19 protein-coding genes are annotated in these 15,503 nt (G+C 72.1%); 11 read left to right on the top strand and 8 right to left on the bottom strand.

Annotated features, from left to right (window positions below):
* Positions 1–298: 298 nt before the first annotated feature.
* Positions 299–1,327 (bottom strand): UDP-N-acetylglucosamine 4,6-dehydratase family protein, encoded by a 1,029-nt coding sequence (locus EDF55_RS08705; RefSeq protein WP_395870060.1) that lies wholly within the window; start codon positions 1,325–1,327, stop codon positions 299–301.
* A 42-nt stretch (positions 1,328–1,369) separates the two neighbouring features.
* Positions 1,370–3,064, bottom strand: a complete 1,695-nt coding sequence (locus tag EDF55_RS08700; RefSeq protein ID WP_123654512.1) for a beta-N-acetylhexosaminidase — start codon at positions 3,062–3,064, stop codon at positions 1,370–1,372.
* 36 nt (positions 3,065–3,100) lie between these two features.
* Between EDF55_RS08700 and EDF55_RS08695 the strand changes: the two genes are divergently transcribed.
* The gene (locus EDF55_RS08695) at positions 3,101–4,261 is read left to right on the top strand and encodes an ROK family transcriptional regulator (protein WP_165931288.1); all 1,161 of its coding nucleotides are present in this window, start codon (positions 3,101–3,103) and stop codon (positions 4,259–4,261) included.
* Positions 4,262–4,312: 51 nt separating this feature from the next.
* Positions 4,313–5,017 carry a DedA family protein gene (locus EDF55_RS08690; RefSeq protein WP_123654509.1) on the top strand — a complete coding sequence of 235 codons (705 nt, stop codon included), beginning with the start codon at positions 4,313–4,315 and terminating at the stop codon, positions 5,015–5,017.
* Here the strand turns inward: EDF55_RS08690 and EDF55_RS08685 are convergent.
* A complete protein-coding gene (locus tag EDF55_RS08685) occupies positions 5,004–5,207 on the bottom strand; it encodes a DUF2945 domain-containing protein (RefSeq protein ID WP_123654508.1) in 204 nt (67 codons plus the stop codon). The genes EDF55_RS08690 and EDF55_RS08685 overlap by 14 nt on opposite strands.
* A gap of 189 nt (positions 5,208–5,396) precedes the next feature.
* On the opposite strand from EDF55_RS08685, the gene EDF55_RS08680 reads away from it, so the two are divergent.
* Positions 5,397–6,449: a serine/threonine-protein kinase gene (locus EDF55_RS08680; protein WP_185017255.1), complete on the top strand. Its 1,053-nt coding sequence runs from the start codon at positions 5,397–5,399 to the stop codon at positions 6,447–6,449.
* A gap of 49 nt (positions 6,450–6,498) precedes the next feature.
* Positions 6,499–7,125 carry a phosphoribosylanthranilate isomerase gene (locus tag EDF55_RS08675; protein WP_123654505.1) on the top strand — a complete coding sequence of 209 codons (627 nt, stop codon included), beginning with the start codon at positions 6,499–6,501 and terminating at the stop codon, positions 7,123–7,125.
* A 41-nt stretch (positions 7,126–7,166) separates the two neighbouring features.
* Here EDF55_RS08675 and EDF55_RS08670 read toward each other — a convergent pair whose 3' ends face one another.
* Genes EDF55_RS08670 through EDF55_RS08660 form a run of 3 tightly spaced genes read right to left on the bottom strand, consistent with a single transcriptional unit; the run spans position 7,167 to position 9,023 of the window.
* A complete protein-coding gene (locus EDF55_RS08670; RefSeq protein WP_123654503.1) occupies positions 7,167–7,937 on the bottom strand; it encodes an HAD-IIB family hydrolase in 771 nt (256 codons plus the stop codon).
* 52 nt (positions 7,938–7,989) lie between these two features.
* Positions 7,990–8,412 carry an acyl-CoA thioesterase gene (locus EDF55_RS08665; RefSeq protein WP_123654501.1) on the bottom strand — a complete coding sequence of 141 codons (423 nt, stop codon included), beginning with the start codon at positions 8,410–8,412 and terminating at the stop codon, positions 7,990–7,992.
* 20 nt (positions 8,413–8,432) lie between these two features.
* Entirely contained in the window at positions 8,433–9,023 is a 591-nt protein-coding gene (locus tag EDF55_RS08660; protein ID WP_123654498.1) for a nitroreductase family protein, read from the bottom strand.
* 114 nt (positions 9,024–9,137) lie between these two features.
* Between EDF55_RS08660 and EDF55_RS08655 the strand changes: the two genes are divergently transcribed.
* Positions 9,138–10,061 carry an AEC family transporter gene (locus EDF55_RS08655; RefSeq protein ID WP_123654496.1) on the top strand — a complete coding sequence of 308 codons (924 nt, stop codon included), beginning with the start codon at positions 9,138–9,140 and terminating at the stop codon, positions 10,059–10,061.
* Positions 10,062–10,164: 103 nt separating this feature from the next.
* On the opposite strand, the gene EDF55_RS08650 is transcribed toward EDF55_RS08655, so the two are convergent.
* A complete protein-coding gene (locus EDF55_RS08650) occupies positions 10,165–11,001 on the bottom strand; it encodes an exodeoxyribonuclease III (RefSeq protein ID WP_123654494.1) in 837 nt (278 codons plus the stop codon).
* 106 nt (positions 11,002–11,107) lie between these two features.
* Here EDF55_RS08650 and EDF55_RS08645 point away from each other — a divergent pair, with 106 nt between their 5' ends.
* The 6 genes from EDF55_RS08645 to EDF55_RS08620 all read left to right on the top strand — a co-directional run bounded on the left by EDF55_RS08645 (position 11,108) and on the right by EDF55_RS08620 (position 14,092).
* The gene (locus EDF55_RS08645) at positions 11,108–11,554 is read left to right on the top strand and encodes an Asp23/Gls24 family envelope stress response protein (protein WP_123654492.1); all 447 of its coding nucleotides are present in this window, start codon (positions 11,108–11,110) and stop codon (positions 11,552–11,554) included.
* A complete protein-coding gene (locus tag EDF55_RS08640) occupies positions 11,551–11,742 on the top strand; it encodes a DUF2273 domain-containing protein (RefSeq protein ID WP_123654490.1) in 192 nt (63 codons plus the stop codon). Before EDF55_RS08645 ends, EDF55_RS08640 begins: the two co-directional genes overlap by 4 nt.
* 68 nt (positions 11,743–11,810) lie before the next feature.
* Positions 11,811–12,137: a hypothetical protein gene (locus EDF55_RS08635; protein ID WP_123654489.1), complete on the top strand. Its 327-nt coding sequence runs from the start codon at positions 11,811–11,813 to the stop codon at positions 12,135–12,137.
* Positions 12,134–12,721: a hypothetical protein gene (locus EDF55_RS08630; protein WP_123654487.1), complete on the top strand. Its 588-nt coding sequence runs from the start codon at positions 12,134–12,136 to the stop codon at positions 12,719–12,721. The genes EDF55_RS08635 and EDF55_RS08630 overlap by 4 nt, the downstream gene beginning before the upstream one ends.
* Positions 12,718–13,314 carry a hypothetical protein gene (locus tag EDF55_RS08625; RefSeq protein WP_123654485.1) on the top strand — a complete coding sequence of 199 codons (597 nt, stop codon included), beginning with the start codon at positions 12,718–12,720 and terminating at the stop codon, positions 13,312–13,314. The genes EDF55_RS08630 and EDF55_RS08625 overlap by 4 nt, the downstream gene beginning before the upstream one ends.
* 4 nt (positions 13,315–13,318) lie before the next feature.
* A complete protein-coding gene (locus tag EDF55_RS08620; protein WP_311317148.1) occupies positions 13,319–14,092 on the top strand; it encodes an aminoglycoside 3'-phosphotransferase in 774 nt (257 codons plus the stop codon).
* Positions 14,093–14,108: 16 nt separating this feature from the next.
* Here EDF55_RS08620 and EDF55_RS08615 read toward each other — a convergent pair whose 3' ends face one another.
* Positions 14,109–15,470 carry a M23 family metallopeptidase gene (locus EDF55_RS08615; RefSeq protein WP_185017253.1) on the bottom strand — a complete coding sequence of 454 codons (1,362 nt, stop codon included), beginning with the start codon at positions 15,468–15,470 and terminating at the stop codon, positions 14,109–14,111.
* Positions 15,471–15,503 lie beyond the last annotated feature (33 nt).

The following is a 15,503-nucleotide window of genomic DNA, read 5'->3' as shown; positions in this document are numbered from 1 at the left end:
ATCGGCGGCGTCTCGCACCGCGTGCGGCGTCTCGCGCGGCGTGCGGCGCAGCGTGTCGGACGCGACCATGCCACGGACGGGAGGCCCGGTGCCAGCTGGCACCGGGCCTCCCGTCCGTGGTCTGGCTTGGCCGGGCACCGCCGGGTCACCGAGACGCCGCCTTGTGCTCGAGACGCCGCCGGAGTCGGCGGCGTCTCGTGCACAGAGCGGCGTCTCGCGGACCGGGCCGCGTCTCGCTGACCGAGCGGCGTCTCGCGGACAGAGCGGTGTCTCGCGCCGCAGTGCGGCCCGCGCCGTGTCAGGCAGCCAGCAGGACCGGCGCGACGTTCGCGCGCGGCGCGGCGTCGAGGGCCGACGGTGCGAGCGGGGGCACGGAGGCGTGCGAGATCTTCGGGTGCACCGGCCGCCGCTCCGTCTCGCCGCGGCCGATGAGGTCCTCGTGCAGCTTCTCGCCTGGCCGGAGCCCCGAGAACACGATGTCGGAGGACCCGCCCAGCGCGGACACCATCCGGCGCGCGATGTCGAGGATCCGCACCGGCTGCCCCATGTCGAGCACCAGGACTTCCCCCGGTTGCGCGACCGCCGCCGCCTGGATCACGAGGTGGCACGCTTCGGGGATGGACATGAAGTACCGGGTGGCGTCGGGGTGCGTGACGGTCACCGGCCGGCCCGCGCGGATCAGGTCCGCGAAGAGCGGCACCATCGACCCGCGACTGCCGAGGACGTTGCCGAACCGGACGGACACGTACGCGCGGCCCGTCTCGGCCGCGGTCCAGGCGGTGAGCCGTTCCGCCATCCGCTTGGTGGATCCGAGGATGCTCGTCGGGTTCGCGGCCTTGTCCGTGGAGATGTTCACGAGCGTCCCGACGCCCGCTCCGGCCGCGGCGGCGAGGACGTTGCGGGTGCCGAGGACGTTCGTCTTCCAGCCTTCGTCCGGGTACTGCTCGAGCATCGGGAGGTGCTTCAGCGCCGCGGCGTGGAACACCACGTCGGGGCGCCGATCGAGCATGATGTCCCGGATCGTCGTGGCGTCCCGGATGTCGGCGAGGACGACGTCCCTGGTGTCGAGGAGGCCGTGCCCCGCGACCGACACCTGCACGTGCTGCAGGGCGGTCTCGTCGCGGTCCAGCATGATGATCTCCGCCGGCTCGAAGCGCATGAGCTGCCGGCACAGCTCGCTGCCGATCGAGCCCCCGGCCCCGGTGACGAGCACCGACTGCCCGCGGACGAAGTCGACCGCGAGTTCGAGTTCGTCGTGCCGCGGCCGGTCCCCGAGGAGCGCTTCGATGTCGACGCCGTCGAGGCCGGGGCTGCTGGGGATGGGCATGCCTGCGACCCTACGACATTGATACATCAGATGTCGAGGGCGTCACTCCGCGATGTTGGCCGTCACCGCGTCGATGTAGGCCGCACGTTCCTCCCGCGAGTGCGGACGGCCCGGCACGCCCGGACGCTCCTGCCACGGGAACGGCCCGGTCTCGTGGCGGTACTCGATGCCCATGGCCTCGAGCCGCGCGAGGTGCTCGGCCAGTCGCCCGGAGAAGTCCGCCAGGTCGCGCGGGCCGGTGACGTCCGCGGACCAGAGGGCCTCGGACAGCGCCGCGACGCGCGGGAACAGCTGGTAGTCGAGCTTCCGGACGGAGTCGACGTGCTCGCACCACATGTTGCCCTGGCCGCCGATGACGTGCGCCCGCTCGGCGTCCGTCAGGCCGGCCGGGACCGGGTCGAACCGGAACACGTCGTCCACGGTGAGGACGATCGACACCGGGATCGGCTCGTTCGGCAGGTCGCTCTGCCGGTAGTCGAGGTACACCTGGTCGTCCGGGGAGGAGATCACGTCGTGCCCGCGCTTGGCCGCGGTGGTGGCGCCACGGAGCCCGCGCCAGGAGACGACGGTGGCGGACTCGGAGAGGGTCCCGCCCTCGAGGATCTCGTCCCAGCCGAACGCACGGCGGCCCTGTGACTCGATGTGCGCCGCGAGCTGGCCGATGATCCAGGCCTGGAGCTGTTCCTCGTCGGCGAGGCCGAGCTCGCGCATGCGCGCCTGCGTGCGGGCGTCGCCCTCCCACTGCACCTTCGGGCACTCGTCGCCGCCGACGCCGATGTACGCGGACGGGAAGAGGGTGATGACCTCGTCGAGGACGTCCTTGAAGAAGTCGATCGTGGCGTCCTCGGCGTTCAGGACGTCGTCGGCGATGCCCCACTCCGTCCAGACCTCCACGGGCTGGTCCGGGGTGACGCCGAGTTCCGGGTACGCGGCCAGCGCGGCGCGGACGTGCCCCGGGCTCTCGATCTCCGGCACGACCGTGACGAACCGGTCCGCGGCGTAGGCCACGATCTCCCGGATGTCGTCCTGCGTGTAGTAGCCGCCGTGCGGACGGCCGTCGAAGGCCTGCGGGCGGAGCACCCCGTCGGCGTCGGTGACGTGGGCGCCGACCTGGGACTCGCGTCGCCACGACCCGATCTCGGTGAGGCGCGGGTGCTTCCGGATCTCGATCCGCCAGCCCTGGTCGTCGGTGAGGTGGAAGTGCATCGTGTTGATGCGGTGCGCGGCGAGCTGGTCGATCACGCGGAGGACCTCGGCCTTGGTCCGGAAGTGCCGGACCACGTCGAGCATCACCCCGCGCCACGCGAACGCCGGGGCGTCCGCGATCTCCTGGACGGGCACGGTCCACGGACCGGCGTCGACACGGCCCTTCCGGTACACGTCCGCCGGCAGGAGCTGGAGGAGTGCCTGGACGCCGTAGAAGACCCCGGCGGCGCCCCCGCCGACGATCTCGATGCCGTCGGTCGTGACGGTGAGCCGGAACGACTCCTCGACGGACCCGGCGGGGCCGGCCAGCAGGTCGTCGGCACCGACGCGCAGCGCGATGGTGTCGGGCCCTGCGGTCTCGGCGTCGCGCACGGGCAGTCCGGTCGATCCGCGCAGTGTCTGCTGCAGGTACAGTCGGACCGAATCGCTCGCGTCGTCTGCGGCGATGCGGGTCGTCGGGGTGATCTCGAACGAGCCGACACCGGGTGTCGACAGGCGCGGGCGGGGGATGAGCATGTCGGCGTCCACCATTCCTCAATGATCTTTCGTAATGTGGAGGCTATGGCTGTGAGCGAGACCCTGTCAACGATCCCGAGTGGGGTCGTGGGAAGCTCGCCCGGCACGCTCAGGCTGATCAACTCCCGCGCGATCCTCGACGAGCTGTTCCGCGGCGACGGCTCGTCCGCCACCGAGACCTTCACCGTCACCGAGCTGAGCCGACTCGTCGGGCTGTCCCGACCCACCGTCGAGGCGTCGCTGGCGGACCTCGTCGCGGAGGGCTGGGTGCGGGAGGCGGACGCGATCGCGACGCCGAACAAGGCCGGCCGCCGGGCGAAGCGGTTCCGTGCGGACGCGGCCGCTGGATCCGTGCTCGGGGTGGACCTCGGGCTGCACGGCATCGTCGGCGTGCTCGCCGACCTCCGTGGCGAGCAGATCGCCCGCGTCGACGAGGTCTACCCGAACCTGGCATCGGCAGATCAGGCATGGGCGAGCGTGCAGGACGTCGTGACACGCCTCACCTCGACGCCCGGGGCCGGCGGGCTCCTCGCCGCGACCTTCGGCGTCCCGGCCGTGGTCGACCGGGACGGCTCGATCGACTACACGATCGCGGTGCCGCAGTGGGTCGAGGGCCGCATGCCCGGCCGCATCCAGGACCTCTTCCCGACGGCGACGACCTTCTTCGACAACGACGCCAAGCTCGCCGCCACCGCGGAGACGATGTGGGGATCGTTCCGCGGGGTCCGGGACGCGCTCTACCTCGTGATGGGCCGCCAGATCGGCGCCGCGTACCTGATCGACGGCGCGCTCGCCCGCGGAGCCCGCGGCGCGGCGGGCGAGGTGGGTGGCCTGGCATCGACGGGCTGGCCCGGCGCACCCGCCCGACTGGAGGCACGGATCCCGTCCGGCGCGGACCTCGAGTCCGTCATGGTGTCGGCCGGGCAGGGCGACGCGGCCGCCGCGGACGTGGTCCGGGCGCTCGCTGCCGACGTCGCGACCGGCGTCGCGCAGCTCGTGGCGACCATCGACCCGGAGGTCGTGGTGGTCGGGGGAGAGGTGACCCCGGCGGCCGAGGTGTTCTGCGCGGCGCTCGCCGAGGCGGTCGGGCCCCAGCTGCGCCACCCCGTCGCGATCGTGCCGTCCACGCTCGGACGGGACGCCGTCGCGCGGGGAGCATTGGCGCGGTCGTTGACCCACGTGCGCGCGACGCACATGGGTCTCGGCGGCTGATCCCCAGGTCGCTCTGCGCGACCTGTCAGGCCGTTCAGGGACCATGGCGGCATGACGACTGCCCTCGCCGCCGCCACGTCCGTCGCGTCGTCCTCCTCATCCGACGCGGAGATGGGCGGGCTGTCGGGGATGGTCCTCCGGCTCATCGACGCACTCGGCGAGTGGGGCGTCGCGCTGATGCTCTTCGTCGAGACGGTGTTCCCGCCGATCCCGTCCGAGGTGATCCTGCCGCTCGCGGGCTTCCTCGCCGGCGCGGGACGCATGAACCTCGTCCTCGTGCTGGTCCTCGCGACCCTCGGCTCGTACGTCGGGGCGCTCGTGCTCTACTGGCTCGGCCGGGTGATCGGCTTCGAGCGGACCGTTCGGTGGCTCGGCAAGCTGCCGCTCGTCGACGAGGACGACTTCCGGAAGGCTGCCGGCTGGTTCCACCGGCACGGACGGAGCGCGGTGCTCTTCGGGCGCCTCGTGCCGATCGTCCGGAGCCTGATCTCCCTGCCCGCCGGCGCCGACCGGATGAACCTCGTGTCGTTCTCGGTGTTCACGATCATCGGGTCCGGGGTGTGGAACAGCCTGCTCGTCCTCGGCGGAGCGGCCCTCGGCACCCAGTACGAGAAGATCGAGGGCTACACCGAGTGGATCGACCGCGGGATGTACGCGGCGATCGCCGGCGTCGTGATCGTCTTCGTGGTGCGGCGCGTCCGTCGCTCGCGGGCGGAGAAGGCCGACCGCCGGCGGTCCGGCGTCACGCCTTCGTGAGCGCCGACTCCTTGTGCGCGGCCCGCTTGCCGGACTTCTCCGACTCGACGATCCAGTACGGGTCGTCGTCGGTCGGCTTGAACGTCTGACCGTCGAACTCGAAGTCGCTCGTGCGCTTCTGCACGAGCTTGCCGGTCGTCTTCCCCTGCGAGGTGTTCCAGTGCACCTCGTCGCCCTTCGTCAGCGCCATGAGTCATCCTCTCCGGGTGATGTGGGCAGAGCCTAAACCCCGATACATCCGCATGAACACAGGGATGTACCCCTGGTCACGAAGGCATAACACCCGCGCTTTCAGCCTCGCGAACGCGTACCGTACTGGATGAGCCACCACGCGAGCAACCATCGCCTCCTCCTGGCTCCCGACGGAACGACACGCACGATGACCCTGGTCGACAACCAACGGACCGAGACGGTGCTCTCCGGTCGGTACCGGCTGTCCCGGCTCATCGGCACCGGGGGGATGGGCTCGGTCTACGAAGCCCGCGACGAGCACACCTACCGGCTCGTCGCCGTGAAGCTCTTCGCGACACCGCAGGCCATGACGACGGCCGACCGGGTGCGCCAGGAACGCGAGATCCGGCTGCTCAGCATGCTCTCGCACCCCGGGCTGATCCCGCTCTACGACGCCGGCACGCACGAGTTCTCCGACGGACCGCACCGGTACATCGTGATGGAGCTCATCGCCGACACGACCCTGCTCCGCCGCCTGGCCGAGGGGGCTCTCCACAACTACGAGGCCGCTGACCTCGGCGCGCAGCTCGCCGACGCGCTCGCGTACGTGCACTCCCGCGGGATCGTGCACCGGGACGTGAAGCCGGCGAACATCCTGATCAGCGACCACGGGTCCTCCGGGTTCGCCCGCACCGTGAAGCTGACGGACTTCGGGGTCGCGCACTTCGTCGACGGCTCCCGGCTCACCAACGACGGCACGATCATCGGCACCGCCGCCTACCTCAGCCCCGAGCAGGTCGCCGGGGAGCCGATCAGCTACGCGACCGACGTCTACTCCCTCGGTCTGGTCCTGCTCGAGGCGCTGACGGGCAAGCAGGAGTACTCCGGCACGCTCGTCGAAGCAGCGCTCGCCCGACTCCGCCGGAGCCCGGAGATCCCGGACGCCGTCGGCCCGGACTGGCGGGACCTGCTCCTCCGGATGACCGACCGCGACCCGGCACGACGACCCACCGCGGTGGCCGTCGCCCGTGCGCTCCGCGGGGGATCCACCCAGGTCACCGGCCCGGTCCCGCTCGGCCCGCAGCGGGTCGCGCACAAGCGCGACCACCGCATGCACCGGGCGGCGCACCGGCACGCCAAGCGCGGCACGTTCGTGGCCGTCCGGCGGTGGCGGCGACGGAACATCCTCACCGGGTCGTTCGCCGCGGCAGGCGTGCTGCTCGCCTGTGCCCTCAGCTACGTCGCCGGCACCCTGCACTGATCGCGCCGAGCGAACCCGACCGCCGGTCCCGTCGGGCAGGATGGAACGCATGAGCACCGACCAGCGCTGGATCAAGATCTGCGGACTCTCGACGCCGGAGACCGTCGACGCCGCCATCGACGCGGGCGCCGACGCGGTCGGGTTCGTCTTCGCCGCGGGGAGCCCCCGGACCGTGACGGCCGACCTCGCGAAGGAACTCGTCGAGCGGGTCCCGGACGGCATCGACGCGGTCGGGGTGTTCCGCGACCAGGAGATCGACGAGATCGTCGGCATCGCCTCCGCGGTGGGGCTCACCACGCTCCAGCTCCACGGTGGCGAGTCGGCGACCGACTTCGCCCGCGCCCGTGACGCCGGGTTCTTCACGATCCGTGCCGTCGCCGCCGAGGACTACCTCCGCGAGACCCCGGAGCAGCGCGGGTCCTACGACCACGACCTGCTGCTCCTCGACGCCGCCGTCCCCGGCAGCGGCCGACTGATCGACCCGTCCGTCATCGCCGACGGCATCGACGAAGCCTGGATCCTCGCGGGCGGGCTCACCCCGGCCAACGTCGTCGCTGCAGTCGAGAGCCTCGACCCGGACGGGGTCGACGTGTCGAGCGGTGTCGAGTCCGAGCGCGGCGTCAAGGACGCCGCGAAGATCCGGGCGTTCGTGGAAGCGGTCCGCAGCATCGGCTGACGGAGCCGCACCGGGCCTCCCGGCGGGGTGCGAACCGGCCGTCAGGCGGACGTGCGCCCGAGCGTCGGGATCAGCTCCGTGAGGAACGCGTCGGTGTCCTCCCAGCCCTCGACCGCGTGGCAGGGGACGCCGAGGGCCTTCACCGGGTAGTCGTTGCCCTCGGGGTCGAGCCGGTCGCCGACGAAGAGCATGTCGTCGAGCGCGATGCCGGTCAGCTCCGCGAGACGCTGCATGCCGTACGCCTTGTCGATGCCCTTGCGGGTGATGTCGACGCTCGTCGAGCCGCCGGAGCGCACCTCGAGGTCGGGGAGCTCCGCCTGGGCGCGACGACGGAGGTCGTCCTTCTTCGCACCCGTCGGGTCCCACGCCTTCTTGACGTCGACCGGCGCCGCCTGGCCGAGCGCGGAGAACGTGATCTGCGAGCCGCGGTCCTCGAGGATCGCGCCCCAGGTCTCCGACTCCCAGTAGCCGGCGTCCTTCGCCTGCGCCTCGACGACGGCGAGGGCGCGGGCCTTCTGGTCGTCGGTGAGGTCCTCGGCGTACTGCAGGGCCCAGTCGTCGCCCGCCCAGCGGTAGTAGCGCGTGCCGCAGGTCGGCAGCAGGTGCAGGTCGTCGAGGGTGAGCCCCTCGCGGTGCCGGAGCGGCGTGACGAGCTGCGTCTCGAACTGCTCGAAGTTGCCGCCGGAGATGACCGCGACCGGGACGACCTCGAGCAGGGCGGCGAAGGTCTCGAGCATGCGGGGGTCGAGCGAGGACTTCGACGGGGCGAGCGTGTCGTCCAGATCGAAGGCGACGAGGCGAGGTGCGGTCATGTCCCCGATTCTGTCAGGCGGCTGCTCGGAGACTCCAACCAGCCGCATGGCTTCACGCGATGTGTGCGGGAACCCGGTCGCGTGCGTACGTGATGTCGGTGTAGCCGTGCGGCGCGGGGTTGCCGTCGGCGTCGAGGTTCACGAACACGACCTCGTCGATCGTCAGGATGCTCCGGTGCGTGAAGAGGTTGCGCGCCTCGGCACGCATCGTCAGGGACGTGCGGCCGAAGCGCGTCGCGACGAGGCCGATCTCGACGATGTCGCCCTGCTTCGCGGAGGAGACGAACTCGATCTCCGACATGTACTTCGTGACGACCTTGCCGTTGCCGAGCTGGATGATCGCGTAGACGGCGGCTTCCTCGTCGATCCAGCGGAGGAGGCTGCCACCGAACAGGGTGCCGTTGGCGTTGAGGTCCTCGGGGCGCACCCACTTGCGGGTGTAGAAGTTCATCTCGGGTTCGTCGTGCTGCTCCATGTCACGACATTCTACGCGAGCTACTCCTTGACGAGCACGACCTCGTCGAGGGGGATGCGGGTGCGCGGTGCGACCTCGCGCTCGGCGGCCTTCTCGTCGAGCTGCGACGGGTCGGCGACCGTGCCGATGGCGGTCACCGTGAAGGGGACGAAACGCTCCGGCAGACCGAACGCGGCGGCGAGGCCGGCGGCGTCGATGCCCGCCATCTGGTGCACGTGGAGGCCCTCGGCGTGCGCCTGGACGGTCAGCGCGGCGATCGCCTGGCCGAGGTCGTACTCGGCGAAGCGGCGGACGTCGCCCTCCTCGGACTGCGTCTCGAGGACACCGACGACGAGTGCGCTCGCGCGGAAGGCCCAGCCGGCGTTGAAGCCGATGAGGTTCTCGTTGATCTTGCGGAAGGTCTCGGTGCCACGGCGGCCGGCGATGAAGCGGCGCGGCTGGAAGTTGTTCGCGGACGCGGCCCAGCGAGCCGCTTCGAGGACGGCGTCGAGCTGGTCGTCGGAGACCGTCGCGGTCTCGTCGTAGGAGCGCGGGCTCCAGCGCTCCTCGAGCAGGGGGACGAGGGGCTGGCTCGAGTCGGTCGAACGGGTGAGCGTCGTGGCGTTGGTCATGATGCCGTCAACGCTATTCGATGCGTACGCATTTCCGCCCTGAACGACGTCACATGTCGCCGACGTTGCGGCACGCCCGCCGCGCCGGCTCGCGCGTCTGCCAGGATGGACCCGATGGGTGGCGTACTGATCGGCTTCGCGATCATCGGCGCGATCATCGCGACCGGGTACGTCGTCGGCCGCGTCGGGCTCCTCGGGCCGCACGCCCAGTTCGTGATGAGCCGGCTCGCGTTCTTCGTGCTGATGCCGTGCCTGCTGTTCCACACCATCGCCACGGCCGACATCGCCTCGCTGGTGTCGCCGATGCTCTGGGTCTCCCTGCTCAGCGCCGTCCTGGTCGCCGTCGGCACCGCGCTCGTGTTCGGGCTCGTGCTGCGGCGCTCGATCACGGTGACGACCGTCGGGGCACTGGCCGCCAGCTACGTCAACGCCAACAACATCGGTCTGCCGGTCGCCGTGTACGTGCTCGGCCAGGCCACCGCGGTCGTGCCGGTCATCCTGCTGCAGCTCGTCGTGATGGCACCGATCGCGTTGACGATCCTCGACGCCGCGACGGCATCAGGAGGCGGATGGCGGCGCCGGGTGCTCGGACCGGTGACGAACCCGCTCATCATCGCGTCGCTGCTGGGGCTGCTGTTCTCCGCGCTGCACGTGCAGCTGCCGGATCCGGTGCTGCAACCGTTCGCACTGGTGGGGGCCGCGGCCGTCCCGGTCGTGCTGCTGTCCTTCGGGATGAGCCTGCACGGGGCGGCGCCGCTCAAGGACCCGGCGATCCGGACCGACGTCATCGTGGCGTCCTCGATCAAGCTCGTGGTGATGCCGACGGTGGCGTTCGTGCTGGCGCGGTTCGTGTTCGGGCTCGACGGGCAGCAGGTGTTCGTGCTGACGACCCTCGGGGCGTTGCCGGCGGCGCAGAACGTGTTCAACTACGCCCAGCGGTACGACGCGGCGGTGCCCGTGGCCCGCGACGTCGTGCTCATCTCGACGCTCGGCGCGGTGCCGGTGCTCGTCGCGATCGCGGCGCTGCTGCACCCGTAGCGATGAGCGGGGTGTCGTGACCCCACACCGGACGGGAGGCTCGGTGCGGGGCCGCCACGAGCCTCCCGTCCGGTGTCGCGACCGGTCCGCGCGTGCCCGCGGCTCAGAAGATCATCGGGCGGTCGTCGTCGAGCGAGGTCTCGAGGTCGAGGTCCACCGCCACCGGGACGTGGTCGCTCGGGGCGTCGCCCTTCCGCTCGTCGCGGTGGATCGTCGCCCCGGTCACCACGTCCGCGAAGGCCTGCGACCCCATCACGAAGTCGATGCGCATGCCCTCGCCCCGCGGGAACCGGAGCTGCTTGTAGTCCCAGTACGTGTACCCGGTCGGTACCAGCGGCCGGACGACGTCCTGCAGCCCGCGCTCCTCGAACGCCCGGAACGCGGCGCGCTCCGGCTCGCTGACGTGGGTGGCACCCTCGAAGACGCGCATGTCCCAGACGTCCTCGTCGAGGGGCGCGACGTTCCAGTCGCCCATCAACGCGAGCTTCAGCGACGGGTCCTCCGCGAGCCACTCGGTGGTGCGGTCCGCCAGCTGCGCGAGCCAGTCGAGCTTGTACGTGTAGTGCGGGTCCCCGACCTCACGGCCGTTGGGGACGTAGAGGCTCCAGAGCCGCACGTCGTCGACGGTGACGCCGATGGCGCGGGCCTCGACGGGGAGCTCCGGGCCCTCGTGCCCCTTGAGGAACCCGGGCTGGCCGGGGAAGTCGCGCGTGACGTCGTCCATCGGGAGCCGGCTGGCGAACGCGACGCCGTTCCACTGGTTCAGGCCGTGCGCCTCGACGTGGTAGCCGGCTGCCTCGAAGGCCTCCACCGGGAACTGCTCCGGCTTGCACTTGATCTCCTGCATGCCGAGGACGTCGACGTCTTCCCGGACGAGCCAGTCGACGACCCGACCGACTCGGGTGCGGACGGAGTTGACGTTCCATGTCGCGACGCGCATGGGATCGAACCTACCGGTCGGGGCTCCGGACGACGTGCGGGCAGATGGTGTTCCCTGGAGCGAGCAACAGCAGCGAGCAGACAGCGCAGATGTGAGGAGCACCACCATGGCATCGACGAGCAACCGCGTCGACGGGACCACGTCCACCGGCAGCGTCACCACGCAGGTCACCAGCGCCGGACGGACCATCATCGACGACCAGGTCGTCGCCAAGGTCGCGGGCATCGCCGCCCGGGACGTCCCCGGCGTCTTCGCCCTCGGCGGCAACGCGGCACGCGCGTTCGGCGCCATCCGTGACGCGATCGGGTCGAGCGCGCTCGGCCAGGGCGTCCGCGTCGAGGTCGGCGAGACCCAGGTCGCCGTCGACCTGACGATCGTCGTCGACTACCCGACGCCGATGATGGACGTCGCTTCCGCCGTCCGGGCGTCCGTGACGAAGGCCGTCACCGAGCTCGTCGGACTCGAGGTGACCGAGGTCAACATCGCCATCAACGACGTCAACATCCCGGCGCTCAACCAGGCTCCCGACGAGGCCGAGGGTCGCGTCCGGTGACCGCCACCGTCGTCGGGATGGGGGTCGGCGCCCTCCTCGCGATCGTCGCGCTGACCCTCGGGTTCTGGGCGTTCGTCGTGGTCGCCGTCTTCATGCTCGTCGGCGGCGTGGTGGCACGCATCGCGACCGGTGACATCGACTTCCGCCGACTGCTCGACGTGCTCCGCGGTCGTCGGAGCTCGTCGTGAGCGGAGCGCCCACGCTGCCGTCCGCCGGTCCTGCCCCCGTTCCCGCCGGTCCTGTCCCCGTTCCGCGCGTGGCCGGGTACGACCGGATCGGCACCACCGCTCTGGTCCGGACCGCGCAGGCGGTGGCCGCCGAGGCGCTCCGTGCACCCCTCCGGGAGGTCCGTGCCCGGGTCGCCGACGACGGCCGCGGTTCCCTCGCGGTCACCATCACCGCCCCGCTCGCCGTGCCCGTGCTGGGCTCGCACACGGTCCCCGACGAACCGGTGGTCCGGACGGCGCACCGAGCCCGTGCGACGATCGCCGAGCGCATGGTGGCCATCACCGGCCGCCAGGTCGAACGGGTCGACGTGACGTTCTCGTCGTCCGTGATCGACACCCCGAGGAGGGTCCGATGACCTCCGAACACGACGCCCTGTACCGCCGGGTGCTCCGGCGCGAGACGCACGTGTCCCGCTCGGGGACGGTCGTCGTCGCGATGGTGGTCGTGCTCGTCGTCGCCGCTGCCGCCGTGTTCGCCGCGACGCTCGTGTTCCTCGACCAGAACGTCGCGGGCATCGACCCCCGAGCGGTGGTCGACGCGGCCGCCGGTGCCCCTCGAGGGCTGATCGACGCCGTCGTCATCGGGGTCGGCGCCGTCGTCGGCTTCGTCGGGCTCGTGTTCCTGCTGCAGGGCGTCCTGCCCCAGCGCCGTCCGCGGCACCAGATGGCCTCGCGCCGCCTCGCCGTCGTGGTCGACGACGAGGTCCTCGCCTCCGCAGCAGCCCGCGCCGCGCGCGGAGCGACCCGGCTCGGCCCGGACGCGGCCGTCGGCACCGTCGGTCGCCGCACGGTCGACGTGGTGCTCCGTCCCGCTGCGGGCGTCGACGTGCCCGCCGTGGCCGCGACCGAAGCGGTCGAGCGCGAGTTCGCCGACATCGCCACCGTGCCCGCGGTCACCGCGCGGGTCCGGGTCCAGCCGACGGGACGGGTCGACGGATGAACGCCACGAACCGGGCGCTCGGCCGCATCGCGCTGATCGTCGTCGGCGTCGCGCTCCTCGTCGCCGGGGTCGGGGCGGTCCTCGTGCAGACGGTCCCGCAGGCGGCGGACCTCTGGCACGGCGCAGCCCGTGCCACCCTCGGCGACCTCGGGGTCGACGCGGGACGCGGTGCCTCGATCGCCGCGTGGACGTGGGTCCTCGGCGGCGCCGTGGTGCTCGGGGTCCTCGCGCTCGTCGTCCTGACCACGCTCGGTGGCGGACGGGTCGGCACCGTGGTCGAGGACGACGGCGCGTCGGACAGCCTCCCCGGCGCGGTCCGCATCGACGCCGCCGCGGTCCAGCACGCGCTCTCGTCGGCGATCGGTGACCTGCCACAGGTCGCCTCGCTCGCGGTCGACGTGTACCGCGTCCGCCGCCGTCGCGCCGTCCGGATCAAGGTCCGGCCGCGCAAGGGGGCCGCACCGCGGGAGATCACCGAGCGGGTGGAGGGCATCGTCGCCGACCTCGACGCCCTGCTCGGCGACGAGCTGCCGGTGCTGCTGGAGATCGCGCGCGGCGGAGCCGGCTCGTCCCGCCCGGACCGCGTGCACTGACGTGGTGTCGATCGGCAGCAGCATCCCCGCACCGGACGCCGCGGTGCCGGTGCCGGCGGTCGTCGCCACGCTCGCTGCCGGTCGGCCGCTCGTGCCGGTGTGGCTGAACGAGATCGGTGGGAAGACGTTCCGTGTCGGCGGCTCCGGCGGCGCCGACACGGCTGAGGAGTACCTGAAGTGGGTGCCCAGCCGGTACGCGGGGTGGATCACGTCGGAGGCGGAACGGCTCGAGTGGGCCGGTCGCTGGCTGCGCGTGCCCGAGGTGCTCGACCACGGGGTCGACGACGACGGCGCCTGGCTCCGTACGAGGGCCGTGCCGGGGTGGAGCGCCGTCGACCCGCGCTGGCGGGACGAACCGCGCACCGCGGTCGTGGGCATCGCCGAGGGGCTGCGGGCGATGCACGACACACTGCCGGTCGCGGAGTGCCCCTTCGACTGGTCGGACGACGCGCGCCTGGACCGGGCACGAGCGGCCGGTGTCGACGTCGACGTGATCGGACCCGCCCCGGCGCCGGACCTGGCGGTCGTCTGCCACGGGGACGCCTGCTCGCCGAACACGCTGCTCGGGGCGGACGGCCGGTGGAACGCGCACGTCGACCTCGGCGCGCTCGGGGTCGCGGACCGGTGGGCGGACATCGCCGTGGCGACGATGGCGCTCGGGTGGAACTACGGGCCGGGGTGGGACGCGGTGTTCCACGACGCGTACGGGATCGCACCCGACGAACAGCGCACCGCCTGGTACCGGGCGCTCTGGAACCTGGACGTCGACGAGGTCTGACGCGGCGGGTGCCGCGCTAGAACGCGACGCCGCGGGCCGCCATGAAGGAGACCGGGTTGGTCGTGCCGCCGCCGACGTGGGTCTCGTAGTGCAGGTGGCACCCGGTGGAGTTGCCCGTCGACCCGACGAGCGCCACGAGCGTGCCCGCAGCGACCCGCTGCCCCGGCGCGACCCGGAAGCCGCCGCTCACGATGTGCCCGTAGGCGCTCTTCACCCCGCCACCGTGGTCGATCCGCACGTAGTTGCCGTAGCCGCCGTACCAGCCGACGTACTCGACGGTCCCCGCTGCCGCCGCGACGATGGCCGTCGAGCAGCCGCTGCCGAGGTCGATGCCGTCGTGGAAGGTCACTGCGCCGGTGATCGGGTGCACGCGGGAGCCGTACCCGCTGGTGATCCAGCCGCCGGCGGGACGGACCCAGCCGGAGCCGGAGCCCGAGCCGACCGCGCCGGACCCGCCGCCGCCACCGCTGCTGCCCCCGCCACCGCTGTTCGCTGCTGCCGCGGCGGCCGCCGCAGCCGCGGCACGGGCACGTGCTTCGTCGGCCTTCCGCTTCGCCTCGCCCTTGGCGAACTCCGCTTCGGTCCGGACGCGGCCGGACGTCAGGGTCGCGAGCTGGGCGTCGAGTCGGGCCTTGTTGTCCTGCTGCTCGTCGTAGGCGGTCTGTGCCCGGTCGGACGCGGCCTGCGCGTCGGCCATCCGGGCTTCTGCCTCGGCGGCGAGTTCGGCGAGGGCGGTGGCAGCCCGGTCCGCCTGCCCGGAGAGGGCCCGAGCAACGGCGGCGTCGGCGCTCGCCACGGCTTCGACCCGTTCGGCCTGCTCGGAGAGCTTGCTGAGCGCACCGAGGTCGTACAGGAGGTCCCTGGCGTCCTCACCACCCGTGAGCACGCTCGTCGTGACGTCGGCCCCACCGGAGCGGGCCATCTGCGCGGCGAACTGGCCGGCCTGCGCGGCGCTCTGCTCGGCGATCTCGGCGTGCTCCTCGGCGTCGGCGCGGAGGGTCTGTTCCTTCTCGGCGGCGCGCTGGGCCTTCCGCTGGGCGGCGGAGTACTCGTTGCCGCGTGCTTCCGCTTCGGCCACGGCGGCATCGGCCTTCGAGGCGAGGTCGCCGATGAGGGTCTCGATGTCGGCGATCTGGTCGTTCTTCTTCGACTCCTGCCCGCGGGCGGCCATCACGTCGTCCCACGACGGGTAGGTCGCCGCCTGCGCCGGGGGAGCGTCGAGGACGAGTGCCCCGGCGAGTCCGACGAGCGAGAACGCGGCCACGGCGACGCGCAGCCGCACGGCCAGCGGCGACCGCACGGCCAGCGGCGACCGCACGGCGAGCGGCATCCGCGCGGACGGTCGGGGATGCGGGGAGCGGGCGGCGGAGCGAGTCATCCCGGCGAGCCTATACATCCGCACAGGAACCGC

Origin of the sequence: Curtobacterium sp. ZW137, assembly GCF_003762905.1 — a bacterium.
Classification (GTDB): domain Bacteria; phylum Actinomycetota; class Actinomycetes; order Actinomycetales; family Microbacteriaceae; genus Curtobacterium.
The sequence above is the reverse complement of the archived record's forward strand: the minus strand, read 5'-3'. Positions and strand labels throughout refer to the sequence as shown.